Raw genomic sequence first — 24,344 nt, 5'->3', positions numbered from 1 at the left:
CCGGCGCCCGACACGTCGCACAAGAAAGGACATCAGCGTGTTCCGAGTAATCGGCACATTCGTGTATCGAATGCGCTTCCTCGTCATCGCGGTGATGATCGCCCTGATGGCGGGACTCGGACTATACGGTCTCGACCTCAGCAAGCATCTGAGTCAGAGCGGTTGGTTCGACCCCACGTCGGAATCCGATCTCGGTGCCCGGTACGCCGACAAGGCCCTGGGCCGCGATCACACGTCTGATGTCATCCTTCTGGTCACGCCGCCGGAGGGCACGACGGTCGACGATCCGGCCTTCGGCAAGAAGGTCGAGACCTTCGTCGAAGACCTCATCGCGACCCACCCCGACATCGTCGGGCGCAGCGACCCCGGCCTCTACGACCCGTTCCTCGTCCAGCCCGCCCAGAGCGCGGTCCAGGAAAGACTCTTCACCCCCGACAAACGCCAGGCCTTCATCAGCATCGGCGTCGCCGGCAACGACGACACGTCGGTACTGGAGAACTACAACACGATCGAACCGTTCTTCGACGACATCGCCGAACGCTTCGACATACCCGGCGCCACCTTCGAGCTCGCCGGGCTGCAACCCGTCGCCGGGTCGATGGCCGACGGCATGGACAAGGACATCAAGCGCGCCGAGGTGATCGCGCTACCGGTTGTCGCGCTCATGCTGTTCTTCGTGTTCGGCGGCGTCATCGCAGCGTGTCTGCCGGTCCTGATCGGCGGCCTGACCATCGCGGGCTCGCTGGGCATCATGAAGATGCTCGCGCTGACCACCGAACTCAACATCTTCGCGCAGTCGGTGGTCACGCTCATCGGTCTGGGTATCGCCATCGACTACGGCCTGTTCATCGTCTCGCGGTTCCGAGAGGAACTCGGCGAGGGTTACTCCACGAAGGCAGCTGTCCGAAGAACCGTGATGACCGCAGGTCAGACGGTGGTCTTCTCGGCGACGATCATCGTCGCCGCCCTCGCCTGCCTGCTGATCATGCCGCAGGGATTCCTCAAGTCGGTGGCCTACGGCGCGATCGCATCGGTCTCCCTCGCCGCGATCCTGTCGATCACCGTGTTGCCGGCGATCCTGGGCATCCTCGGCCCGCGGGTCAACATGTTGTCGATCAGCTCGATCCTCAAATACACGGCGATCCCGCTGGTCCGACGTTTCTCGACCGAGGAACGCGCCACCGCGCTGGAGAACCGGTTCTCCGGCCGGATGAAGACCAGCCAGGAAGTCGAGAACGGCTTCTGGGGACGCCTCGCCACATGGGTGATGAAGAACCCGCTGAAGACGGCGATCCCGACCGTGCTCCTCCTGCTCGCCCTGACGGTGCCGTTCGGCAGCATCCAGTTCGGCGGCATCAGCGAGAAGTTCCTGCCGCCGGACAACTCCGCACGTGTCGCGCAGGAGAAGTTCGACGAGTACTTCCCCAGCGAGCGCACCGAGGCGGTCAAGCTCGTCATCGTCTACGACGAGACGAACCAGGAAGACCAGAACAAGCTCGACGCCATCGCACGCCAGGCCGACCAGGTCCCGGGTTTCACCAACAAGTTCAGTGATCCGGACAAGGCCGGCTTCGGTTCCTATGACGCCGAGCGGTACCCGAACGTCGGCGTCTACCAGGTCTCGGCCGGTCTGGTCGACCGCACCCAGGCGGCCAAGGCGATCGACCAGCTCCGGGCGATCGACACCCAGGGCCTCACCATGTACGTGACGGGTACCCCTGCGCTCACCCAGGATTCGATCGACGCGCTGATGAACCGGCTGCCCCTGATGGCGATCATGCTGGTCCTCATCACCGGCCTGTTGATGTTCCTGCAGTTCGGATCGCTGGTCCTGCCGATCAAGGCGGCGTTGATGACCGCCCTCGGTCTCGGCGCGACACTGGGCATCCTCACCTGGATCTTCGTCGACGGCCACGGCGCGGGACTCGCGAACTTCACCCCGGGTCCGCTGTTCGCGGCGATCCTGGTCCTGATCATCGCGATCATCTTCGGTCTCTCCACCGACTACGAGGTGTTCCTGCTCTCCAGAATGGTCGAGGCCAGACAACGGGGAGCCAGCACCACCGAGTCGATCCGGAGCGGCATCGCCCACACCGGCGGGATCATCACCGCGGCGGCGGCCATCCTGGTGGTGGTCACGGGCGCCTTCAGCCTGTCCGACATCGTGATGATGAAGTACATCGCGTACGGCATGATCGCGGCGCTCATCCTCGACGCCACCGTGATCCGTATGCTGCTCGTGCCATCGGTGATGAAGCTGCTCGGCGACGACTGCTGGTGGGCCCCTCGCTGGATGCAGACCGTGCAGCGCAAGATCGGTCTCGGCGAGGCCGTCCTCGAGGACGAGCCCGATGAGCAGCGCGACTCCCGCGCGGCACGCAAGATGAGTGCGGGCACGCTCGTCGCGGAGGCCCCGACCTCGGTGATGGCCGCAGCCCGGCCGCGCACCGCACCCGCCGGAGCCGCACCCGCTCGCCGCGGGGCCCCGGGACCGGATGGTCGCCGGCCCGTCCCTCCGCGTCCCGCACCCGGAGCGCCCCAGCCCCAGGGCAATGCACCCCAAGCCGGTGCACCCCAGCCGAATGCACCGATGACCAACGCGCCGCTGGCGAAGACACGGCAGCCCGGTCCGCCAGTCCGCAACTGCGGCCCTGGTCCGGTCCCGTCGGCACCCGTGCCCGGGGATCTCCCCGGTCGTGCGGTTCCCGGCCGTGTCGGTCCGTCGGCACCGCCCACCGCACAGCCGTCCGGCGCCCAGGCCGAGGCACCCCGCCCCGAACGTCGACCGACGGCGCCGTACCGACGGTCGACGCTGCCCAAGAGCGATCGCCCGGACACCGGTGGGTGGACCCTCGGCGAGGGCGGCATCCGGCTCGGCGATCCCGCCCCTCGCGGCGACCGCTCGCCGAGCACCGCTCCCCCGCCTGCGCCGCCGGTCCGTACGCCTGCGCCGGCCGACGCACCTGCGCGTGACGCGGGTTCGAGGTCCCCGCTGGGTCGACGCCCGAGCCTCGACGACGCGGGTCGCCGACCGCTGGCTGCCTCCGTGTCGCCGGAGAACTCGACACCGACGACCCGGGGTCGCCGGACCTCGGGGCCGTCTCCGATGGAGCGGGGACTGAGTCCGGACGCCACCCCGGCGGCCACGCCCCGTCCGGGAACCGGCCCCGTCGGCCCGTCCGCGGACGCCGACTCGGGTCGCCGCCGCCCACGGTCCGACCGGCACGCCCGCTCGGAGGAGAGCGGTGACGACGCCCAGATCAGCGTGCAGGAGCTGCTGAAGCGCAGTCGCTCGGAGAAGTAGTCACGGACGAGTGCACTCGACGGCCGGTGGGGGTTCGCCCTCCGCCGGCCGTTCTCGTTATGGATCCCGCGTCGATGTTCATCAATCGGGGCTTGGCCAGGACTGGGCATTGCCCTGATATGACCGGTCACACAGTCAGCGCAGGATGACTTCCAGCCCACAACCGCTGGAGGTACAGCCCACATGAACTCATCCGCCTGGACGTCTCCGGAACACCGCCGCAGCGTGCTCTGGATCGTCAGCCTCGCCGCCGTGGCGATCGTCTTCGACGGCTACGACCTCGTGGTCTACGGCACGGTCCTGCCCACGCTGCTCGACGACCCGGGTCAACTGGGCGCGCTGACCCCGGCGACCGCCGGTGCTCTCGGTTCCTACGCCCTCATCGGCGTGATGATCGGAGCCCTGGTCGCCGGGGCGTTCGGCGACCGGGTCGGCCGGCGCCGGATGATGTTGTTCAACATCGTCTGGTTCTCGATCGGCATGGCGGCCACCGCGCTCGCGACCGACCTCGTCTCGTTCGGAATCCTGCGCTGCCTCACCGGAATCGGTATCGGTGGCCTGGTCGCGACCGCGGGTGCGATGGTCGCGGAGTTCGCGCCGACCTCCAAGCGGAATCTGTTCAACGCCATCGTCTACAGCGGGGTGCCGGCGGGCGGTGTCCTCGCCTCCGTGCTGGCGATGCTGCTCGCGACCACATCGGATGGCGCGGCCTGTTCTGGATCGGTGCGCTGCCCCTCGTCACGCTGCTCCCGCTGGCCGTGCTGAAGATGCCCGAGTCCCCGCAGTGGCTCGCGGCACGCGGACGGTACGAAGAGGCCCGTGAGATCAGCGCGCGCACCGGTATCCCGGTGGACCTGCGCGCACGCCACCTCGGCGTCGCGCCGGATCCCGTACCCGGAAAGCTCGGCTTCGCCGCCCTCGCCACGCGCCGGTTCGCCGTCCCCACACTGCTTCTGGGCATGATGAGTTTCGTCGGCCTGCTGCTGACCTACGGTCTCAACACCTGGCTTCCGCAGATCATGAAGGCCAACGGATTCGACGCGAAGGGATCGCTGTCGTTCCTGCTGGTCCTCAACGGCGGCGCGATCGTCGGCGGCCTGATCGCCGCTCGGCTCGCCGATCGCCGCGGCCCGCAGCATGTGGTCGCGACGTCGTTCTGTCTGGCGACCTTCGCGCTCGTGTGCCTGACCTTCGGTCTGCCGCTGCCGATCCTGCTGGCCGCGGTCGCGGTCGCCGGCACGGGCACCATCGGAACCCAGGTGCTGATCTACGGCTTCGTGTCGAACTTCTACCCGACCGAGGCGCGCGGCGCGGGCGTCGCCTGGTGCGCCGGATTCGGCCGACTGGGTGGCATCGTCGGTCCGGTCATCGGCGGTCTGCTGATCGGCGCCGGGATCTCCTCGGGCACGGCGTTCTACCTGTTCGCCGGCATCGCGCTGGCCGGTGCGGCGGCGACGCTGCTGGTCGTCGCACCGAAGACGGAACCGTGCACGCCGATCACGCCGTCCGCGCTCGCCACTGCCGAATAGATTCCGGCACAGAGCTTTCGTACACGGCCTGGAGGAGGACTCAGTCCTCTTCCAGGCCGTGTTCGATGACGTAGCGCGTCAGTTCCACCCGGTTGCCCAACTGCAGCTTCCGGAGCGTGGCCTGGACGTGGTTCTCGACCGTGCGATGACTGAGGGACAACCGTCGCGCAATCTGCTTGGCGCTCAGCCCTTTCGCCACGAGACGCAGGACCTCGGTCTCCCGCTCGGTGAGGACAGGCGTCGCCGGCGAGGCGTCCGGCTGCTGCGACATCCGGCGGTACTCGCCGAGGACGAGTCCCGCGAGGCCGGGCGTGAAGACCGCCTGTCCATCAGCGGTTGCACGGACCGCGGACACCAGCTCCTCGCGGGACGACGACTTCACGAGATATCCACTCGCACCTGCCTTCACGGCCTCGAGGACGTCGTCGCGCTCCCCGGAGGCCGACAGCACGAGAATCCGGGTTCGCGGCGACACCTCGAGCACCGCCACGGTCGCATCGGCGCCGGAGCCGTCGGGGAGCTGCATGTCCATCAGCACGACGTCCGGCGTGACCGCGGCGGCACGTCGGCCCGCGCTGGCCACCCCGTCGGCAGTGGCGACGACGTCGAATCCCTCGTCGGCGAGGTCGCGGGCGACCGCGTCACGCCAGATCGGGTGATCGTCGACGACCATGATCCGCAGACCACCGGCCCCACTGTCCACTGTGCGTCCACCCTCAGGTTCGACCGTGCCCATCTGTTCTCCCATCAGTCCCGTTGCCCCTCAGCCCTGTTGCCCCTCAGCCCTGTTGCCGCTCGGTCCTGTCCCCGACCGGCCCGATCGTCGCGGGACGGTGAACTCCCACTCGGTCCCGGCACCGGGTTCGGTGTCGAGGACTGCTGTTCCGCCCAACGATTCGATCCGTCCGACAATGGATTTCGCAACGCCGAGGCGTCCTTGCGACACCGCCTGCGCCAGCCGGCCCTCGCTGATCCCGACACCGTCGTCGCGCACGCTCACCACCACGTCGTCCCCGAGATCCTCCACCAGGATGTAGGCGCGCGCATCGGGTCCCGCGTGATGGCGGGTGTTGTCGAGGACGTTGACCACCGCGGCGCGGATCTCCTGCCCGATGTGGGCGGATACCGGAACCGGGTCGGCCGGTGCGCTCACCGAGATGCGGTCGTCGGCGAAGACCCGCAGGGTCGCCGCGAGGTCCAGTTCATCGGTTCCTCCCGCGCCGTCGAGCACGGACTCGGCGCCCGCGTCACCGGCGTCGGAGATCATCCGGCGCAGCGCGCGTTCCTGTTCGGCGGCCAGTGAGGCCAGTTCCGCGGTGGGCCCGCCGATCTCACGGCCGCGTCGGGCGATGAGCGCGAGCACCTGCAGCACTCCGTCGTGCACCTCGCGCGACAGACGTTCGCGTTCCTCGGCGGCCGCCGCGATTCGTGCTGCGGCCGACAGCTTCTCGTGGGAGCGCCGGGCATTCGTCGCCGCGAGGCCCACCGCCATGCCGGTCGCGACGATCACGATGATCGTGGCGTTGTGTCCGAAGTTCAGGTTCAGCTCGCCCTTGACGAAGGTGCTCGTCCCGCCGACGACGAGTCCGATGACGATCCCGCCGACCGGTCCCGCCAGGATCGCGACCGAGATGACCGCGTTGGTGGCCCACAGCGTCGTCGGCCAGGTCTGGTTGTTCCACGCCCACTCGGCGTCGGCCACATAGGAGGTGGACAACATCAGGCCGCAGACCAACACCACTTCGGCGGTGACCCAGTAGCGGTTGCGGGCGAATCCGAGGAAGTACCCGATCCCGCTGACCGCCGTCCAGACGGTCAGCAGACAAAAGAGTGCCCACGCGACGGCCCGATGGTCCAGGTCGTCGTTGATCGCCAACTGGAAGCCGAGTGCGTAGAGATAGGACAGCAGACGGAAGATCTGCGCACCACGCCACAGTGGACCGACCGGATCGACGTCGACGGCGCGGGCCAACCGCCCCGCCTCCGTGTCCCGCATCTGCGCGACCCACCGCGTCGACGGCTGCGCGCTCATGACGTCCCGGGCTCCTGTGGGCCTGTTTCGGGGTCCTGCTCCGGCGGGGTCGCCGCGTGCGGCTTCGCCCCGCTCTCCGCAACGGCCTCCGCGGTCGCGTCGGGATCGGCGGTGTCCCACACGGGTTCGTTGGGTTCGGCGACATATCCTCCGGGGTGGACCTCGGTGTCGCGCTCGGCGTCGGCCGTGCCCTTGAGGTGACGTATCGCGGTGTTGAGGAAGGCGATCAGCGGCACGGCCAGCAGTCCGCCGATGATCCCGGCCGAGACCAGGCCCGCGGCGATGCCGAGGACCACTGCGACCGGATGCAACCGCACCGAACGGCCGAGCAGGAACGGCTGCAGCACATGACTTTCGAGTTGCATCACGCCGACGACGATCGCGAGTGCGACGACGGCCGCGATCCAACCCTGGGTGATCAGGGCGACCAGCACCGCCAGCGAACCGCTCAGCAGCGCACCGACGATCGGGATGAAGGCACCGAGGAACACCAGCGATGCCAGCGGGAGCGCGAGCGGCACCTGCAGGATGGCGAGGCCGACCCCGATACCGCAGGCGTCGACGAAGGCCACGGCGACCGTCGCCCGCACGTATCCGACGAGTGTCCCGAATCCGGCGATCCCCGCTCGCCACACCCGGTCACGGCTCCCGGCCGGCACGAGCCCGGTGGAGAACCGCCAGATCTCCGCCCCGCCATAGAGGAAGAAGATGAGGAGGAAGAGGGTCAGCAACGCACCGGTGATGATCTCGCTCGCGGTGGTGGCGGTCGCGAGTGCGCCGCTGGTGACGCGATCCTGGTTGTGCTGCAGAAAGTTCACGACGTCCGAGCCGGCGTTCCGCACCTGCTCCGGATCGAGATCGAGCGGCCCCTCGATCAGCCACTGCTTGGTGCGCTCGACCGTGTCGCTGACCTCTTCGACCAGCTGCGGCACACCCCGCATGAACTCGCGCACCACGAATGTCATCACCCCGGCGATGAAGCCCAGCGCCAGGAGAATGTTGAGCAGCACCGCCAGCGACCTCGGTACCCCGCGACGGTCGAGGGCGTCGACCGCGGGTACGAGCATCGCCGCCACCAGGATCGCCAGCGCGACCGGGACCAGCACCTCTTCGAACTCGACGAAAAGCTTCGCGGCGACGTAGGCGGCGACGAGGAGCAATAGCAGCCGCCACGCCCATTCGGCGGCGGCCCGCACCTGCGGATGGACCCTGGCACGGTCGAGGGACGCGAGGTCGGGGGCTACGTGCGGCCGACCGGCCGGTTCGGCTTCGCTCACGAGAGCAACAGTAGACAGTCCGGTGAGCGGACGGTGGTGGACATGCGGGAGCGCACCCTGGCCTAGGGTGTCACCTATGTCGGAGGATGTTGGCTCACCAGGGGATGTGACCGCACGCCCCGCCACCCGCCCCCGCTTCTGGTGGGTGCGCTGGGTCCTCCTTGCCGTCGTCCTGGTGATCCTCGGTGTCGAGATCGTGCTGATCTGGCCCGAGTTGAAGAAGGCCTGGCTGCGCATCGACAACATCAAATGGCACTGGGTGTTCGCCTGTGTCGTGGCCGCGATGCTGTCGATGGACAGCTTTGCGCAGGTCCAGCGCGCACTGTTGCGCTCGGCCGGCGTCCGGGTGACGCAGTGGAAGTCGCTGTCGGTCATCCTGGCCGCCAACTCGCTGAGCCAGACCATGCCGGGCGGCCAGGTGCTTGCCCCCGCGTTCACCTACCGCGAGACCCGCAAGTGGGGCGCGACCCCGGTCGTCGCGTCGTGGCAGGTCGTCATGTCGGGCCTGCTCGCGGGCGTCGGACTCGCGGTTCTCGGTTTCGGCGGCGCGATGCTCGCCGGCGCCAAGACGAGCCCGTTCTCGGTCGTCTTCTCGGTGGCCGGGCTGCTCGCCGTCGCCGTCGTCCTGCAGTACCTCGCCAGCCACCCCGAGTCGCTGAAGAGCACCGGGATCCGGGTGCTGGGGTGGATCAACCAGCTCCGCAACAAGCCCGACGACCACGGCACCGAGAAGCTCTTCGAACTGCTGGAGCAGCTCCGGGCCGTGCAGCTCACCAAACGCGACACGTCGATCGCGTTCGGGTGGAGCCTGTTCAACTGGGTCGCCGACGTCGCCTGTCTGATGTTCGCCTGCTGGGCCGTCGACGCACACCCGAGCATCGCGGGACTGATGGTCGCCTATGCGGCCGGCAAGGCCGTCGGCACGGCGATCCCGCTGCTCCCGGGCGGCATCGGTGTCGTCGACGCCGTGCTGGTCCCCGCCCTGACCAGTGCCGGCATGCCCGCCGCCGACGCCATCACCGCCGTCCTGATCTACCGCATCATCAGCTACGTCTTCGTCGCGGTGGTCGGCTGGGTCGTCATCGCGCTCATGTTCCGCAACCGGATCAGGCGCGACGACACCTTCATCGACGAGGTGGAACGCGACGTCGACGCGGCTGCGCACCAGGAGTCCTCCGGCACGGAACCCGGTCAAGGGTCCGACACTGATCCGCCGCCGAACCCGGTACGGTAATCCACCATGTCGATCCCGAACCCCACCGAGGAGGGGACCTCACCGGTGCGGGGAACCGCGACCGGGCCGATGGCCGCTCTGTTCGACACGGTGGCCATCACGATCTTCGTGGTGATCGGCCGAGCCAGCCACGAAGAGGGGTACGCCCCGGTCGCCTTCCTGCACACATTGTGGCCGTTCCTGGTCGGCTGCGCGGCCGGCTGGTCGATCACCTACGTGTACGCCCACGTACGCTCCAGCGACTTCTTCGGCCACGACTTCCGACCCGACCGCGTCGTGCCGGTCGGGATCGTCATCTGGTTCTGCACCGTGACCGTCGCGATGATCCTGCGCTTCATCCTCAGCCAGGGCGTGGCGGTCAGCTTCGTCATCGTCGCGACCGTGACGCTGGCCCTGTTCCTGCTCGGGTGGCGGGCGGTCTTCGCCTACCTGGGCCGCCGCGCCGCCGGCCGCTGACACCTCACCCGCTGACACCTCACCCGCTGACACCTCACCGGCGTCGCGAACCGCCGACGGTCGCGCCTACTTGATGGTGAAGTACTTCTGCGCCACCTGGAGCGCCGCGGTACCCGACTTCGGACCCTCGGTGTAGATCACGACGACCTGTCCGCCCTGGATGCCGACGAACCAGCCCGGACCCTCGGGACCGTTGGTTCCGACCAGCGCCTTCAGGCCGGGAGCCCGGGTGAGGTCGCTGGCATCGCCGGTGGCCGCGGTGGTGGTCATGGCCCGCAGGATCGGACCGACCAGCGCAGGGTCGAGGCCGCCGAGTTCACCGCCGGCGACCTTGGTGGGCACGTTCTTGAGGACGAACGGCGGCACTGACGACGGCTGACCCGCAGCCGCCCGTGCCAGGGCGACGCCGAGCGCACCCATGTTGGTCATCGACATGTTGGTCTGCCCCGGACTGAAGCCGATGGTCGCGATGCCGGGCTGTCCCGGCGTCGGGACGCTGGCACCGGGGACGGTGAACTGCACGCCGAGGCCCAGGCGGTCGAGGAGTGTCTCCGCCTGCTCGGGTTGTGCGCCGGAGATACGGCCGACCTCGTCGAAGACCGGGTTCAGCGTCGAGCCGACCGGGTACGCCCGATCGATCTCGATGTTGCGTTCGGCGGCGTAGGTGTTCTGCGCCATGCCGAGGATCGCACCGCTCTGGGCGTCGAGGGTGAGAATCGTGGCGGGCTGCCCGACCTCGACCGCGGCGTCGCCCAAGGTCAGCTGCACGCCCTGGTCGACGGTCGACAGCACGTCGGGTCCAGGAGGTCCCTGCTCACCGGCGAGACGGCGGGGGCGGACACCGGGGTTGACCATCTCGACCTGCCATCCGGCGGTGGCATCGCGGATCGCCTGCCAGTAGTTGGTCAGGCCGTCCTCGAGTGGCGACGACAGGCGACGGTCGGCCATGACGAGCCGGTCGGTGCGGTTCACGCTCACCCCGGGCACGCGGGCGGGGTCGCCGGCGAGAACCTGCATGTCCGGATCGCGGAGCGTCACGGCGATGACCTGCTTACCGGGCGTCTCGGCCAGCTTCTCACTGATGACCGCGGGAGTGATCAGCGGGGCGATCGGCGCGATTACCCCGGCCAGCGCACGGGTCGTGGCGGCCAGATCGCGGGTTTGTGCAGGGTCGATGACGATTTCGTTGACCGGCTGCAGGTACATGAAGACCTTGCCCGACCGGCTGCGCACCGACGGCGCGGGCGTCGCGTCGGTCCGGATCTCGCGGAGGTGTCCACCGGCGCCGAGGCCCGGATGCAGGATCGCCGGATCCCAGGTGACCTTCCAGCCCGACGACAGCTTCCGTGCGGTTCCCTCGCTGTTCGCCTCGTAGACACGCCCCTTGTCCCAGTTCCACTTGGTGGTCAGGGCGAAGGTCGCGGTGCCGTCGCTGTACTCGACGGGTTTCTCGATGTCGACGTCGATCCGTTGTGCCGACATCTCTTTCAGCGTCGTGGTCAGACTGTCACCGGCTTGACCAGGGGCAGTCGTGAACTGCGCGGCACCGCCGGCATCCTGGCGGCTCAGCGCGGTGGCGAAAGCATCGATGGCGGCGGCGGCACCGGAGTTCGACGTTCCGGTGAGCGAACAGGAGCTCACGACGACGGCACAGGTGACCGCGGCACAAGCGGCGGACGTTGCGCGCTTGACCCAGATCTTCATGACGACAATTTTCACTCTTATAACACTCGAAATCGACGCTCTCAGCTTCCATTCGGGAATCAAGCCGGTCACGAACGCGTCTCGTCCCGCAATCTTCACGCCACAGCCGACGATCGGGTGTGGTTTCGTTCACGAAACCACGGCGAACTCCGACCAGAAGCGGGGTCTGCAGACTGCGATGATGGACCCATGGCTTTCACGGTGATCCCCGGTGACGATCGCATGGTCACGACGACCGATTGGCTCACCTCGCGGCACGGGTTCTCCTTCGGCGACCACTACGATCCCGACAACACCCATTTCGGGGCCCTCCTCGCATTCAACGACGAGGAGGTGGCACCCGGCGAGGGCTTCGACCTCCACCACCATCAGGAGAGCGAGATCGTCACCTGGGTGGTGTCCGGGACGCTCGTGCACCGGGATTCGGCCGGGCACTCGGGCGTGCTCTATCCCGGTCTCGTGCAACGGATGAGCGCCGGGACCGGCGTCGAACACTCCGAGCGCAACGACGCGTGGCCGGACCTGGCCGGGTCGGGGACCGAGCCGGTGCACTACGTCCAGATGTGGCTGATGCCCGACCGTCACGGACTCGAGCCGTCCTACGATCAGGCCGACGTCGCCGATCGGCTGGCGGCCGGCGAGCTGGTCCCTGTCGCTTCCGGTGACCCCGACCGTGGGGCCGCGATCTCGATCGCCAACGCCGGCGCCACCCTCTACGCCGTACGACTGAGCCCCGGCGGGAAGTCCGAGATCCCGACCGCCCGCTACACGCTCCTGTTCGTCGTCGAGGGCGAGGCTCAGGCCACCGTCGACGGGGAGCCCGCAGCCCTGCGTGCCGGTGACGCCGTACGCGCCGTCGACGCCGAACTGATGTCGGTCACCTCCGACGCCGGCGCCGAGATCCTGGTCTGGTCGATGGCGACGGGGCTCGGGGGTTCCTGAGGCCTGCGAGTGGACCCGGCCCCCGGTCACCAGATCCGGTGCGGTAGACCCCAGGCGGTCAACTCCTCGGCGAGCAGACGCCGGAGTGTGTCGTCGTCGACGAAGTGCTTCTCGTCGAAGCCGCACAAGGTGAAGGTCACGTTCGTCTCCGTTCGCGCCATCCAGGCGTGAATTCCCTCGCCGTAACGGAGGCGACCCGCGGAGTCGACGCCCTGCGGGACGCCCCGCACCGTGACCGCCGATGCTCGGACCCCTCCGACGGTGCACACCTCGGGAGGCAGGTCGCCGATGTTCGATGTCATGGCGTCCGGATACGAGGCCTCCGGGGCTCCCCTCTTCGCGATCAGAGACGGCGGGAGAAACCACCCCAGGGGCACCAGGTGCACCTCGGTCGCGCGTCGGCCGCCCGCCAGCGCCTTGTAGGCCCTCCGGCATTCCTCGCGGATCACGCCGAGATCCATCACGGGGGCGGGTACGGGTGAGAGGTAGACCGACACACCCGCCACCGCATTGCCCCGGTCGTGGTCCTCGTCGGTTCGGGCCGCGACCGGGATGCCGACCTTGATCTGATTCTCCGGCGCGGTGTAACCGCTGGCCCGGAGCAGGCCCGCGACGACCGCTATGTACAGCGAGTTGGCGGTGCCTCCGTGACTGCGGGCGACCTGGTCCCAGTCGGCGGTAGGGACGGTCGCGGTCGTCCAGACCGGCGTCGCCGCCGGTGCACGCTCGGCGAGCGGGGAACGGGGCGCACGCGAGTCGAGGGGTTGTGTGTCGTCCTCGACCGTCCGGGCGTTGCCCTTCACCGCTCGCAGAATCCCGGCGCCGGCAGCGCCGAGCTGACGCACGGCGTCGACGACGTCGGAGGATCGCGACGCGACCGGGTGCGGGACCTTGGGCGGGATCATTCGATCGCCCCGTTCCACGGCTGCCAGAGCCTCTGCGACCGCGGCGACGCGTGCTTTGCCGTCGGCGACCATGTGCAAGCTGCACAACGACAGCACGGTGCGGCCGGTCTCGGTCACGGCGGCACGCAGACGCCAGCAGCGCCCCTTGTCCGGGTCGAGCCGGACGCCACGCAGCTCGTCCACGGCCCAGTCGGCCACCGCGTCGTCGGCGATCCGCTGGTCGTCGAGGGCGAGGGGCACCGGCCGAGGTGCTCGAACCCAGTACGGCCGGGCGCCGTGCACTCTCGGCTCGACGAGCTGCCGGTGCAGCCGGCCGTGACACAGCGCGTCGTTGAATCGTCGAAGACTCTCCGGATCCACTTCCTCCGGGAAGTCCCACACCATCTGCTGGACCACCGACCAGCCAACCGCCCGGTACAACAGCCACCATGGTGCGTCGCCGACGGTGAATCGGACCAGGTCGGGGACGGGGCGGAAGGCCTGCGAGTCGTCTTCGATGGGGTTGTCGCGCACGACTTCCGATGGTTCCACACGATTGCACCCCGGAGCGGACCGGTGGTGATCAGTGCGACGTCCGCGACGACGCGTGCAGATCCTTCGCGGTCGGCGACTTCTCGACGGTCTCCGGGTCGGGGTCGGTCCTCAGCAGACGGTCGACGGTCCCGGCCGTGGTGACCGCGAACCAATAGTGCTCGTTGCGGTAGTGGTGGAACCGGTGGTTGCGCCAGAGCCGGCGGTAGAACGCGTGCCGCGGCCGGTAGTCGGAGTGGATCAGGTAGTGCGTCCACTCGTAGACCAGCCCGATCGCCGGGAGCACGACCAGGAAGGTCAGCCCGCGCTCGACGCTGGCGAAGACGAACATCCCGACGATGACGGCGGCGATCACGACCGCGATGAGCACCTGCCACGGGATGAAGATGAGCGGGATGTCGCGGGGGTCGCGATGGTGTTCACGATGTTTGCGCGCGACGAGCGGGTCGATGGTGACCGGGCCCAGTCGCTTGGGGCGCCAGTGTAGGACGAACACGTGGATCAGCCATTCCACCAGCGGGAAGCTCGCGACCATGACCACCGGGACGAGCAGGTCGGCGAGACCCCAGCCGCCCAGCCACACCCGCGCCACCAGCGCGGCGGCGAGGAACGCCGCCATAATCCACGGCGACGGATGTCGAATGAACTCGGCGAATGCATCGCGCAACGACATCGAGTGCCGCGATCGCATTCTCCGCTCCTCGGTCGCCACCTGTCGGCGTGCCCGGATGTCGATCTCGTCTGCGGACATCAGTGTCCCTCCCCCGGTGTGGTTTCTGCTTTCTCGAGCGCCTCGCACAGGGCGAGCAGTGCCGACGTCGCGGGTTCGAGCAGAGCGCGGGCCGCGACCTCGGCACGTTCGGGTTCGTGTGCGGCGATGGTGTCGACGAGCGCGCGGTAGCCCTCGATGTTCCCGACCTCGGGTTCCAGCACCCCGGCGAGAGCGGGGACCGCGGGCTCATAGGCGGCGCGCAGCGAGTTGTACATGAGCCGGAAGGCGATCGAGTCGGCCGCGTCGATGACGGCACTCCAGAACTCCAGAGCGGCGACCTGCTGACCGACGGGTTCGGGCTCGCCGGCGAGACGGTCGAGAACCGATCGGATCGCTACCAGGTGATCGTCGGAGGCACGTTGCGCTGCGAGGCGGGCGACCTCCGGGCCGACGACGGCACGCGCCTCGACGATCGACCGCGCGACACTCGGCGCGAGCGCACCGCCGCGGATGAGCAGACGGGGCAGGAGATCGAGGCCGCCCGTCCGGGCGATGTCCTGGACCCGCGCGCCGTCGCCCTGCCGGATGGTGACGAGTCCCGACGCCGCGACCCGCTTGAGCGCCTCGCGCACCGTCGGCCGGGAGACCCCCAGCATCCGCGCGAGTTCCCGCTCACTGGGGAGCGCCTCGCCGGCGGCCAGATCGCCGGACAGCACACCTTCGACGATCTGGTCGAAGACGATCTCGGGCGCACTCTGCTGGGTCACCGGCTGGAAGGGCATACCTGTGACCGTAACCACACTCGGTCAAGTGGTCAAGTGGTCAGACCAATTACCAAACCAGCGCGCGACCGCACGTAGAGATGCGCCGGCGCTACGTGGCGACAGACGGATTCGAACCGCAGGCCTGTGCAGGTCAGCGCAGCTGATCGAGGAGCCGCAACCACACCTCGCTGACCGTCGGATACGACGGGACCGCGTGCCACAACCGTGACAGCGGCACCTCGCCGACGATCGCGACCGTCGCCGAGTGCACCAGTTCACCGGTCTGCGAGCCGACGAAGGTCGCACCGACGAGAACGTCCCTCGCCGCGTCGACGACCAGCGATGCGTACCCCGAGTAGTCGGGCCCCAGCAGGTACGATCCGGCCACCGCGATCTCGCCCTCGGCGACACGCACGTCGATCCCGGCGTCCGTCGCCTGCTCTCGGGTGAGCCCGACCGACGAGATCTCCGGTCGGGTGAACACCACCTGCGGCACCGCAGCATGGTCGGAACTCGCGACGTACCGCGGGCCGTCGAGTTCCCGACCCTCGGCTCGAGCGGCGATGACGTCGCCGGCGACCCGCGCCTGATACTTGCCCATGTGGGTCAACGCGTTGCGGCCGTTCACATCCCCGACCGCATAGAGCCAGGGATGGCCCGGCACCGTGAGGTGATCGTCGACCAGGAGCGGCCCCTTGGCCTCCGACCCCACCGAGTCGAGACCCACATCGGTTGTCGCAGGCGCCCTCCCGGCCGCGACGAGGATCTCGTCGACGGTGAGCTCGCCGGCCCCCTCGCCGGAGAGCCGGACGGTAGCCGGTCCGCCGTGGAGCCGACCGTATCCGGTGGCCGTGGCGTCGGGCCGTTCGACCGACTCGATCGTCGTCCCGAAGCGGATGTCGCCGCCGCGTTCCCGCAGCGCGTCGGCAACCCGTTCTCCGGCAAAGGGTTCCATCTTCGGCAGCAGCCGGTCTCCGCGGATCGCCATCACGAGACTGCGCACTCCCAGGTCCAACAGCCACGTCGCGGCCTCGCAGGCCACGACCCCGCCGCCGAGCACCACCACCCGTTCCGGGATGTCGAGGATGTTGGTCGCGTCGCGCGAGGTCCACGGCAGCGCCTCGCGCAACCCCGGGATCGGTGGGACGGATGCAGTGCTCCCGGTGGCGACGACCACCGCCTCGCGGGCGGTCAGCAGCCGGTCACCGACCTGCACCTGTTTCTCGCCGACGATCCGGCCGTGGCCGCGGATCACCTCGATCCCGGCACCGTTGGCCCATCGCACCTGACCGGCGTCGTCGTGGGTGGTGCTGCTGCCGTCGAGACGGCCGGTGACGGTGTCCCGCCACTCGAGCACGCCGGATGCTTCCGGGTTCGCCGCCGACGCCCGTTCCCGAGACCCGCCCAGCGCCCGCGCCTCGCCCAGCGCGTTCCCGGGCCCGAGCAGCGCCTTGGACGGCATGCAGGCCCAATAGGAGCACTCCCCGCCCATCAGTTCGTGTTCGACGATCGCAGCGGTGCGATCGCTGCCCCGTATCGCATAGTCGGCGGCGTTCTCGCCGACCGGCCCGCCGCCGATCACGACGACGTCAAAGCTGGTTTCTCCCGCCATGGATCCACCGTAGGGACCTGACCGGCACCTCGCGTGATTTCGCCGGTACCGAACGCTGCTGACGGATCGCGGATCCGGTGACAGGATGGAGCGCGTGACTGCTTCGAATACCGATCTCAAGTCCGGACTCGACCTCGAGTGGGTCGACGATTCCGTCCGCATCCAGGACGATCTGTTCGCCCACGTCAACGGCAAGTGGTTGGAGTCGCACGTCATCCCCGACGACCGCTCGGTCGATGGAGCGTTCCACGTGCTGCGCGACAACTCCGAGGAGAACGTCCGCGACATCATCACCGAATGCGCGGAATCGAGCCCCGCCAGCGGCTCCGACGCCCAGAAGATCGGCGACCTCTACGCCTCGTTCATGGACACCGACCACATCGAGGCGCTCGGCATCGGCCCGATCACCGGCGAGCTCGAGAAGATCGCCGCCATCGATTCCGTGGACGCACTCGCCCGGCGCATCGGGCGGCTCCAGCGTCACGGCGCCGGCGGATTGTTCGGCTACTACGTTGACACCGACGCCAAGAAGTCCGACCGCTACCTGGTGCACGTCACCCAGTCCGGACTGGGCCTACCCGACGAGTCGTACTACCGCGAGGACAAGCACGCGGAGACCCGCACCGCCTACGTGGCACATGTCGAGCGGATGTTCGCCCTCGCCGGCTTCGACGACGCGTCCGCCCGCGCCGCCACCATCCTGGACCTCGAGACCGCCATCGCGGCCGAGCACTGGGACGTGGTGAAGCGCCGCGACGCCGAACTCACCTACAACCTGATGACGCTGGACGAGTTCACCTCCGCCGCCGACGGTTTCCCGATCGGCGAGTGGCTGGGCGGACTGGGCACCACCGGCGATCCGACCTTCGCCGAGGTCGTCGTCGCGCAACCCTCCTTCGTGTCGGGGGCGTCGGCGCTCATCGCCTCGCGTTCGCTCGACGAGTGGAAGACCTGGCTGACGTGGCGACTGCTCCGCTCCGCCGCGTCGTACCTGTCGTCGGACTTCGTCGACGAGAGCTTCGACTTCTACGGTCGCACGCTGACCGGCGCGGAGACCATCCGCGACCGCTGGAAGCGCGGCGTCGGTTTCGTCGAGGGCGCGATGGGCTTCGCCGTCGGCAAACTTTATGTGGCCAAGCACTTCCCGCCGGAGGCGAAGGCACGCATGGACGAGCTCATCGCCAATCTGGTGAAGGCCTATCGCCGCAACATCTCCGAGCTCCCGTGGATGACCCCGGACACCCGGGAGAAGGCGCTCGCGAAGCTCGAGAAGTTCACCCCCAAGATCGGCTACCCGGCCAAGTGGCGCGACTACAGCGCGCTGAGCGTCGACCGCGGTGATCTCATCGGAAACGTCGCGCGCGCTTCGTCGTTCGAGCAGGACCGCGAGTTCGCCAAGATCGGCGGACCGGTCGACCACGACGAGTGGTTCATGACCCCGCAGACGGTCAACGCCTATTACAACCCGGGCATGAACGAGATCGTCTTCCCGGCCGCCATCCTGCAGCCCCCGTTCTTCGACCCCGAGGCCGACGACGCGGTCAACTACGGCGGTATCGGCGCGGTCATCGGTCACGAGATCGGGCACGGCTTCGATGATCAGGGCGCGAAGTACGACGGCGACGGCAACCTCGTCGACTGGTGGACCGACACCGATCGCACCGAGTTCTCCTCCCGTACACGCAAGCTCATCGACCAGTACGGCGAGTTCACCCCGACGGGCCTCGACCCGGAGCACAAGGTCAACGGCGACTTCACCATCGGCGAGAACATCGGCGATCTCGGCGGTCTGTCGATCGCACTCGTGGCGTACGAGATCGCGACGGAGGGCACCGAACCGCCGGTCATCGACGGTCTGACCGGTACCCAGCGCGTGTTCTTCAGCTGGGCGCAGATCTGGCGCACCAAGACCCGCGACGCCGAGGCGATCCGCCGTCTGTCCATCGACCCGCACTCGCCGCCGGAGTTCCGCTGCAACGGCGTCGTGCGGAACATGGACGCCTTCTACGAGGCCTTCGACGTGAAGCCCGGGGACGCACTGTATCTCGAGCAGGACCAGCGGGTCCGGATCTGGTGAACGACGCATCCGGTGCCGGCGGCGGCATACCCGATGACGCCCCGGCACCGGAGACGCCCCCGCCGCTGAAGATCGCGAAGGGCCGCGGCCTGACCATGGCCCTGCTCCGGCCCATCGGGGCGGCGGTCGTGTTGTTGATCGGCTACTTCCTGCTGCCGATCAACAAGGCGAGCGATCTCAACATCCTCGGAATGACGGTGGGCGCCGGGTTGCTGATCGCATTCTGCCTGTGGGAGGTGCGCAAGTTCGCCCGCTCCATCCATCCGGTCGTGACCGCGTTGGAGATGCTCGTGGCCCTGGCGACGTTCTACGTCACCGCCTTCGCCGCCACCTATTTCCTCTTCTCCGAATACGATCCGGGGAGCTTCAACGCGCAACTCACCCGCGTCGACGCCCTGTACTTCTGTCTGACGGTGTTCACGACAACGGGTTTCGGAGACATCGCACCGGATTCGCAGGGGGCGCGGATCGCGGTGTCGATCCAGATGGCGAGCACCCTGGTACTCCTCGGACTCGGCCTCCGTTTCCTCAACCTGTTGATCAATCAGAAACGCCAGGCCACCGCAGGGTGACCTGGCGTCGCTGATCAGCGCGTCGGAGAGCGATCAGTAATCGTCTTCCCCGTAGACGATCATGCCGCGGATGTTGTTGCCCGCCAGCATGTCGTCGTAGGCCTCGTTGATCTGGTCGAGCCGGTAGGTGTTGGTGACCAGGTCGTCGAGGTTGAGCTTGCCCGCGCGGTATTCGTTGAGCAGGGCCGGGACCTGGGTCCGGGGGCTCGCACCACCGAAGATCGCACCCTGGACCCGCTTCTGCAGGAGGGTGAGCTCGAAGAGGTTCATCTGGGCGTCCATCGACTGGAAGTTGCCCATGCCCACCACGACGACCTGTCCGCCCTTGCCGGTGAGGGCCAGAGCGGGGGCGATCATCGACCCGTCGATCTCGCCGACGGTGAGGATGGTGGTGTTGGCCATCCGACCCCAGGTGATGTCCCCGATGGCTTCGAGCGCATCCTCCATCGACGCGAAGGTGTGTGTCGCACCGAGCTTCTCGGCCATCTGCAGCTTGAAGGGCACCGGGTCGACGGCGATGACGTTGCGGGCACCGGCTGCCGCGGCACCCTGGACCGAGTTGATGCCGACACCGCCGATGCCGACCACCACGACGGTGTCGCCGGCATGCGTGCCGCCGATCTCGACCGCCGAACCCCAACCGGTGGCCACACCGCATCCGAGGAGGGCTGCGGCCTGCAGCGGGATGTCGTCCTCGATCTTCACCAGCGACGCCTGGTTGACCGTGATGTAGGGCGCGAACGTGCCGAGCATGCACATCTGCACGAGCGGGAGACCGTCGTGGGTGTGCGCCCGGTTGGTGTCGTCGGAGATGGACAAGCCGGTCAGCAGGCGCGCACCCTCGTCGCAGATGTTCTGCTGACCGCGTGAACACGGCTCACAGGTTCCGCAGGCCGGGATGAACGCGGTGACGACGTGGTCACCCTCCTGGAGGCGGGTGACACCCGGGCCGACCTTGGTCACGATGCCGGCACCCTCGTGTCCGCCCAGCACCGGCATCGGCGCCGGGCTGTCGCCGGTGCGGAGGTGATGGTCGCTGTGGCAGAGGCCCGAGCTGACGAGCTTCACCTGGACTTCGCCTGCCACCGGGTCGCCGAGCTCGAATTCCTCGATCTGCCACTTCTCGCCCGGATTCCGGAGAACTGCACCCTTGGTCTTCACATGTACTCCTCGCTCGTACCGACCCGCGACCGGGGCCGTCAGATATCGCCGCCTGCTTATGCGACGTAGGTCACATGTTGGTCCACATGTCCGATTGCCGCAGCCATTTCACGTGATCCGTGCCATGCGTTCGCGCGGCGGCCATCCGGCACGCGCCTGGCGTCGAATCGGTTGCATGCGACCGCCCTCGAGCCCCTCCTCCGCACGCACGGAGAACTCATGGAACGATGACTTCATGCCGGACAAGACCGTTTCGAGTCCCCGTCCCACCCGCAAACTCCGCTGGCTGATCCCCGCTCTTCTCCTCTTGGGCTGGTTGATCGTCGGCGGCATCACGGGTCCGTTCGCCGGCAAGCTGGCGAGCGTCGCGAGCAACGACAACAGTTCGTTCCTCCCTGCCTCGGCCGAGTCGACGCAGGTCCAGAATCTGCTGGCCGAGTTCCAGGATACCGACGAGATCCCCGGCATCGTCATCGCCGAACGCTCGAGCGGGATCACCCCCGGTGACCTGGAATTCCTCCGCACCACCACGTCCGACCTGGCCGGCACGCCCGGTTTCGGGCCGGCGGTCTCTCCGCCGATCCCGTCGCAGGACGGCCAGGCCGCCCAGGTCTTCGTCCCGATCCAGAGCAGTGACGAGCCCGCGGACACGGTCGAGCTCCTGCGCGACAAACTGGCGAACGCACCGGACGGTCTGACGGTCGCGGTCACCGGCCCGGCCGGCCAGGTCGCCGACCTCGGCGAGGCATTCGCCGGCATCGACGGTCTGTTGCTGCTGGTCGCGGGAGCCGTCGTGATCCTGATCCTGATCGTCGTCTACCGCAGCCCGATCCTGCCGTTCGTGGTGGTCATCTCCGCGGTCTTCGCCCTCGGACTCGCATCCGGACTCGTCTACTTCCTGACCAAGCAGGGCGTGCTCGACCTCAACGGCCAGAGCCAGGGCATCCTGTTCATCCTCGTCTTCGGCGCCGCGACGGACTATGCGCTGCTGCTCGTCTCCCGGTATCGCGAGGAACTGATGGCCACCGAGGACAAGTACGCCGCCCTCAAGCAGGCCTGGCGCGCGACGATCGAGCCGGTCTCCGCATCGGCGGGCACCGTCATCGCCGGTGTCCTGTGTCTGCTGCTGTCGGATCTGAACTCCAACAAGAGCCTCGGCCCGGTCGCCGCGATCGGCATCGTCGCGTCGTTCCTGGCGTCGATGACGTTCCTGCCCGCCGCGCTCGCACTGCTCGGCCGCACCGCGTTCTGGCCGCTGCGCCCCAAGTACGCGCCGGAGACCTCGGCCGACAGCGGCGCCACCCACCGCTTGTGGAAGCGCATCGCCGACACGGTCGCATCCAAGCCGCGCGCCATCTGGGCGGGCACGCTGATCGTGCTGCTCATCGGTGCGGCGTTCGCCCCGACCTTCAAGGCCGACGGCATCGCCTCGACGGACTTCTTCATGGGCACCGTCGAGTCCGTGGAGGGCGCCGAGATCCAGGCGAAGCACTTCGACGCCGGTAGTGGCACACCCTCCTACGTCATCGCTGATCAGGCGGCCGGACCGGCGGTGCTCGACGTGGTTCGCGGGACCGACGGCGTCGCCAACGCATCGTTCATCACCGAGGGCGACGCCCCGAAGGTGGTCGACGGCAAGGTCGCGATCACCGCGACGCTGACCGACAACGCGGAGTCGCTCGCCGCGCAGGACACGGTCGCCGACATCCGCTCGGCGGTGGACTCGGTCCCGGACGCCGACGCGCTGGTCGGCGGCACCACGGCCATCGATCTCGACACCCGCGAGGCGTCGATCCACGACCGCAACCTGATCATCCCCATCGTGCTGATCGTGGTGTTCCTCGTGCTGGTGGCGTTGCTCCGCAGCGTCCTGGCGCCGGCGATCCTGCTGGCGACCACGGTGTTGTCGTTCGCGACGACGCTGGGCATCGCGGCGCTGCTGTTCAACGGTCCGTTCGGCTTCCCCGGCGCCGACCCGGTGGTCCCGCTGTTCGCCTTCGTGTTCCTCGTGGCGCTCGGCATCGACTACAACATCTTCCTGATGACCCGCGTGCGCGAGGAAGCGCTCCGGCACGGGACCCGGATCGGCATGATCCGCGGCCTCACCGCGACCGGAGGCGTCATCACCTCGGCCGGTGTCGTGCTGGCGGCGACCTTCGCGGCACTTGCCGTGATCCCGCTGCTGTTTCTCGCACAGGTGGCCTTCCTGGTGGCGTTCGGCGTCCTCATCGACACGCTCATCGTGCGCACCCTGCTGGTGCCCGCGCTCACCCTCGACATCGGTCGCAAGATCTGGTGGCCGAGCGCGCTGGCCAAGACCGAGGACGAGGACGCGACCCCGGAGCCCGTTCTCGACAAGGCGTAACATGAGCTACGGCAAGCGAATTCGCTGAACCCGACACTGTCCGCAGAGGAAAGCGTTAGCGTCAGGTATTCGTATTCTCCACGGCAGTTGGCTGGTGATCTCATGACCCTTATCGAGCACAAGGAAGAGGGCCGCCAGGACTTCTCGTCATTGCGACAGGGAGGTTTCAACTGGGACTCATTTCCGTTGCGTCTCTTCATCAAAGGGAACTCGCGGTTCTGGGACCCGATTGCGATCGACTTCTCGCGGGACGCGCAGGACTGGGTCGAGCTCACCGACGAGCAGCGCCGTAGCGCAACGTATCTCGTGAGTCAGTTCATCGCGGGCGAGGAAGCGGTCACCGAGGACATCCAGCCCTTCATGAAGGCGATGGCCGCCGAGGGGCGCTTCGGCGACGAGATGTACCTGACCCAGTTCTGCTTCGAAGAGGCCAAGCACACCCAGGTTTTCCGGATGTGGATGGACTCCGTCGGTCTGCGCGGCGATCTCCAGGCGTTCGTCGCGGAGAACCCCTTCTATCGCCGGCTGTTCTACGAGGAGCTGCCGGAGTCGCTGCACGCCCTGGAGCACGACGCGTCGCCGCGCAACCAGATCCGCGCCAGCGTCACCTACAACCACGTCATCGAGGGCAGCCTGGCGCTGACGGGGTACCACGCCTGGCAGAAGGTCTGCACGCGCTACGACATCTTCCCCGGCATGCAGAAACTGATCCGCTTCATCAGCGACGACGAGCGTCGCCACATGGCGTGGGGCACCTTCACCTGCCGTCGGCACGTCGCCGCCGACGACTCGCTGTGGGCCACCGTCGGCGAACGCATGGACGAGCTCCTCCCCCTGGCGCTCGGCATGATCGACTGGGTCAACCAGCAGTTCGACGAGCAGCCCTTCGGCCTCGACAACGACGAGTTCCTCACCTACGCCGCCGACCGCGCCCAACGCCGACTCTCCGCCATCGAATCCGCCCGCGGACGCTCGGTCGCCGACATCGACGTCGACTACTCCCCCGAGGTCCTCGAAGACGCCATGGGTGAGGACGACGCGGTGCGGTTGCAGATGTGAGGGTCTTCCGCTGGTTGAGCGCGCTTCCGCTGGCTGAGTAGGCGACGTTTCCCGCTGGTTGCGCCACGCCTGCTGGTTGAGTAGGCGGCGTTTCCCGCTGGTTGCGCC

18 protein-coding genes and 1 pseudogene are annotated in these 24,344 nt (G+C 68.1%); 9 read left to right on the top strand and 10 right to left on the bottom strand.

The features are described from left to right. Positions 1 to 37 precede the first annotated feature (37 nt). Positions 38 to 3,304, top strand: coding sequence for an MMPL family transporter (locus LQD00_RS10415; RefSeq protein ID WP_232717059.1), 3,267 nt, complete (start codon positions 38 to 40; stop codon positions 3,302 to 3,304). 183 nt (positions 3,305 to 3,487) lie between these two features. Next, positions 3,488 to 4,833 (top strand): annotated as a pseudogene (locus tag LQD00_RS10410) (MFS transporter). Positions 4,834 to 4,873: 40 nt separating this feature from the next. Here LQD00_RS10410 and LQD00_RS10405 read toward each other — a convergent pair. The 3 genes from LQD00_RS10405 to LQD00_RS10395 are packed head-to-tail and all read right to left on the bottom strand — an operon-like array spanning position 4,874 to position 8,142. Next, positions 4,874 to 5,569, bottom strand: coding sequence for a response regulator (locus tag LQD00_RS10405; protein ID WP_232717058.1), 696 nt, complete (start codon positions 5,567 to 5,569; stop codon positions 4,874 to 4,876). A gap of 27 nt (positions 5,570 to 5,596) precedes the next feature. Continuing rightward, positions 5,597 to 6,865, bottom strand: coding sequence for a MacS family sensor histidine kinase (gene macS, locus LQD00_RS10400; RefSeq protein ID WP_232717057.1), 1,269 nt, complete (start codon positions 6,863 to 6,865; stop codon positions 5,597 to 5,599). Next, positions 6,862 to 8,142 carry an AI-2E family transporter gene (locus LQD00_RS10395; RefSeq protein WP_232717056.1) on the bottom strand — a complete coding sequence of 427 codons (1,281 nt, stop codon included), beginning with the start codon at positions 8,140 to 8,142 and terminating at the stop codon, positions 6,862 to 6,864. Before LQD00_RS10395 ends, macS begins: the two co-directional genes overlap by 4 nt. Positions 8,143 to 8,218: 76 nt before the next feature. Here LQD00_RS10395 and LQD00_RS10390 point away from each other — a divergent pair, with 76 nt between their 5' ends. Beyond that, a complete protein-coding gene (locus tag LQD00_RS10390; RefSeq protein ID WP_232717055.1) occupies positions 8,219 to 9,376 on the top strand; it encodes a lysylphosphatidylglycerol synthase transmembrane domain-containing protein in 1,158 nt (385 codons plus the stop codon). Positions 9,377 to 9,382: 6 nt separating this feature from the next. Beyond that, entirely contained in the window at positions 9,383 to 9,832 is a 450-nt protein-coding gene (locus tag LQD00_RS10385) for a DUF3054 domain-containing protein (RefSeq protein ID WP_232717054.1), read from the top strand. Between the two features lie 66 nt (positions 9,833 to 9,898). Here the strand turns inward: LQD00_RS10385 and LQD00_RS10380 are convergent, their stop codons facing one another. Then, complete coding sequence (locus LQD00_RS10380; protein WP_232717053.1) at positions 9,899 to 11,536, bottom strand: NTF2-like N-terminal transpeptidase domain-containing protein; 1,638 nt, start codon at positions 11,534 to 11,536, stop codon at positions 9,899 to 9,901. 189 nt (positions 11,537 to 11,725) lie between these two features. Here LQD00_RS10380 and LQD00_RS10375 point away from each other — a divergent pair, with 189 nt between their 5' ends. Then, positions 11,726 to 12,478 carry a pirin family protein gene (locus LQD00_RS10375; RefSeq protein WP_232717052.1) on the top strand — a complete coding sequence of 251 codons (753 nt, stop codon included), beginning with the start codon at positions 11,726 to 11,728 and terminating at the stop codon, positions 12,476 to 12,478. 26 nt (positions 12,479 to 12,504) lie between these two features. Here LQD00_RS10375 and LQD00_RS10370 read toward each other — a convergent pair whose 3' ends face one another. The 4 genes from LQD00_RS10370 to LQD00_RS10355 all read right to left on the bottom strand — a co-directional run bounded on the left by LQD00_RS10370 (position 12,505) and on the right by LQD00_RS10355 (position 17,002). After that, a complete protein-coding gene (locus tag LQD00_RS10370) occupies positions 12,505 to 13,914 on the bottom strand; it encodes a non-ribosomal peptide synthetase family protein (RefSeq protein WP_232717051.1) in 1,410 nt (469 codons plus the stop codon). A gap of 31 nt (positions 13,915 to 13,945) precedes the next feature. Beyond that, on the bottom strand, positions 13,946 to 14,665 hold the full coding sequence (locus tag LQD00_RS10365) for a sterol desaturase family protein (protein WP_232717050.1): 720 nt from the start codon (positions 14,663 to 14,665) through the stop codon (positions 13,946 to 13,948). Then, positions 14,665 to 15,408 carry a FadR/GntR family transcriptional regulator gene (locus tag LQD00_RS10360; protein WP_232717049.1) on the bottom strand — a complete coding sequence of 248 codons (744 nt, stop codon included), beginning with the start codon at positions 15,406 to 15,408 and terminating at the stop codon, positions 14,665 to 14,667. The genes LQD00_RS10365 and LQD00_RS10360 overlap by 1 nt, the downstream gene beginning before the upstream one ends. 133 nt (positions 15,409 to 15,541) lie before the next feature. Continuing rightward, the gene (locus tag LQD00_RS10355) at positions 15,542 to 17,002 is read right to left on the bottom strand and encodes a dihydrolipoyl dehydrogenase family protein (RefSeq protein ID WP_232717048.1); all 1,461 of its coding nucleotides are present in this window, start codon (positions 17,000 to 17,002) and stop codon (positions 15,542 to 15,544) included. 85 nt (positions 17,003 to 17,087) lie between these two features. Between LQD00_RS10355 and LQD00_RS10350 the strand changes: the two genes are divergently transcribed. Further along, positions 17,088 to 19,079, top strand: a complete 1,992-nt coding sequence (locus tag LQD00_RS10350) for a M13 family metallopeptidase (protein WP_232717047.1) — start codon at positions 17,088 to 17,090, stop codon at positions 19,077 to 19,079. After that, positions 19,076 to 19,651 carry a potassium channel family protein gene (locus tag LQD00_RS10345; protein ID WP_232717046.1) on the top strand — a complete coding sequence of 192 codons (576 nt, stop codon included), beginning with the start codon at positions 19,076 to 19,078 and terminating at the stop codon, positions 19,649 to 19,651. Before LQD00_RS10350 ends, LQD00_RS10345 begins: the two co-directional genes overlap by 4 nt. A gap of 33 nt (positions 19,652 to 19,684) precedes the next feature. On the opposite strand, the gene LQD00_RS10340 is transcribed toward LQD00_RS10345, so the two are convergent. Together LQD00_RS10340 and LQD00_RS22745 are read right to left on the bottom strand one after the other, a co-directional pair. Continuing rightward, positions 19,685 to 20,812, bottom strand: a complete 1,128-nt coding sequence (locus tag LQD00_RS10340) for an NDMA-dependent alcohol dehydrogenase (RefSeq protein WP_232717045.1) — start codon at positions 20,810 to 20,812, stop codon at positions 19,685 to 19,687. Positions 20,813 to 20,920: 108 nt separating this feature from the next. Further along, a complete protein-coding gene (locus LQD00_RS22745) occupies positions 20,921 to 21,049 on the bottom strand; it encodes a hypothetical protein (protein WP_269784830.1) in 129 nt (42 codons plus the stop codon). On the opposite strand from LQD00_RS22745, the gene LQD00_RS10335 reads away from it, so the two are divergent. Continuing rightward, the gene (locus LQD00_RS10335; RefSeq protein ID WP_232717044.1) at positions 21,048 to 23,177 is read left to right on the top strand and encodes an MMPL family transporter; all 2,130 of its coding nucleotides are present in this window, start codon (positions 21,048 to 21,050) and stop codon (positions 23,175 to 23,177) included. The two genes, LQD00_RS22745 and LQD00_RS10335, sit on opposite strands and share 2 nt — an antisense overlap. Positions 23,178 to 23,279: 102 nt before the next feature. Further along, positions 23,280 to 24,236, top strand: a complete 957-nt coding sequence (locus LQD00_RS10330; protein ID WP_232717043.1) for a R2-like ligand-binding oxidase — start codon at positions 23,280 to 23,282, stop codon at positions 24,234 to 24,236. Positions 24,237 to 24,344 lie beyond the last annotated feature (108 nt).

It is taken from the genome of Gordonia metallireducens (assembly GCF_021245825.1).
GTDB classification, from domain to species: Bacteria; Actinomycetota; Actinomycetes; order Mycobacteriales; family Mycobacteriaceae; genus Gordonia; species Gordonia namibiensis.
This window is presented reverse-complemented; position numbering and strand designations above follow the sequence as displayed.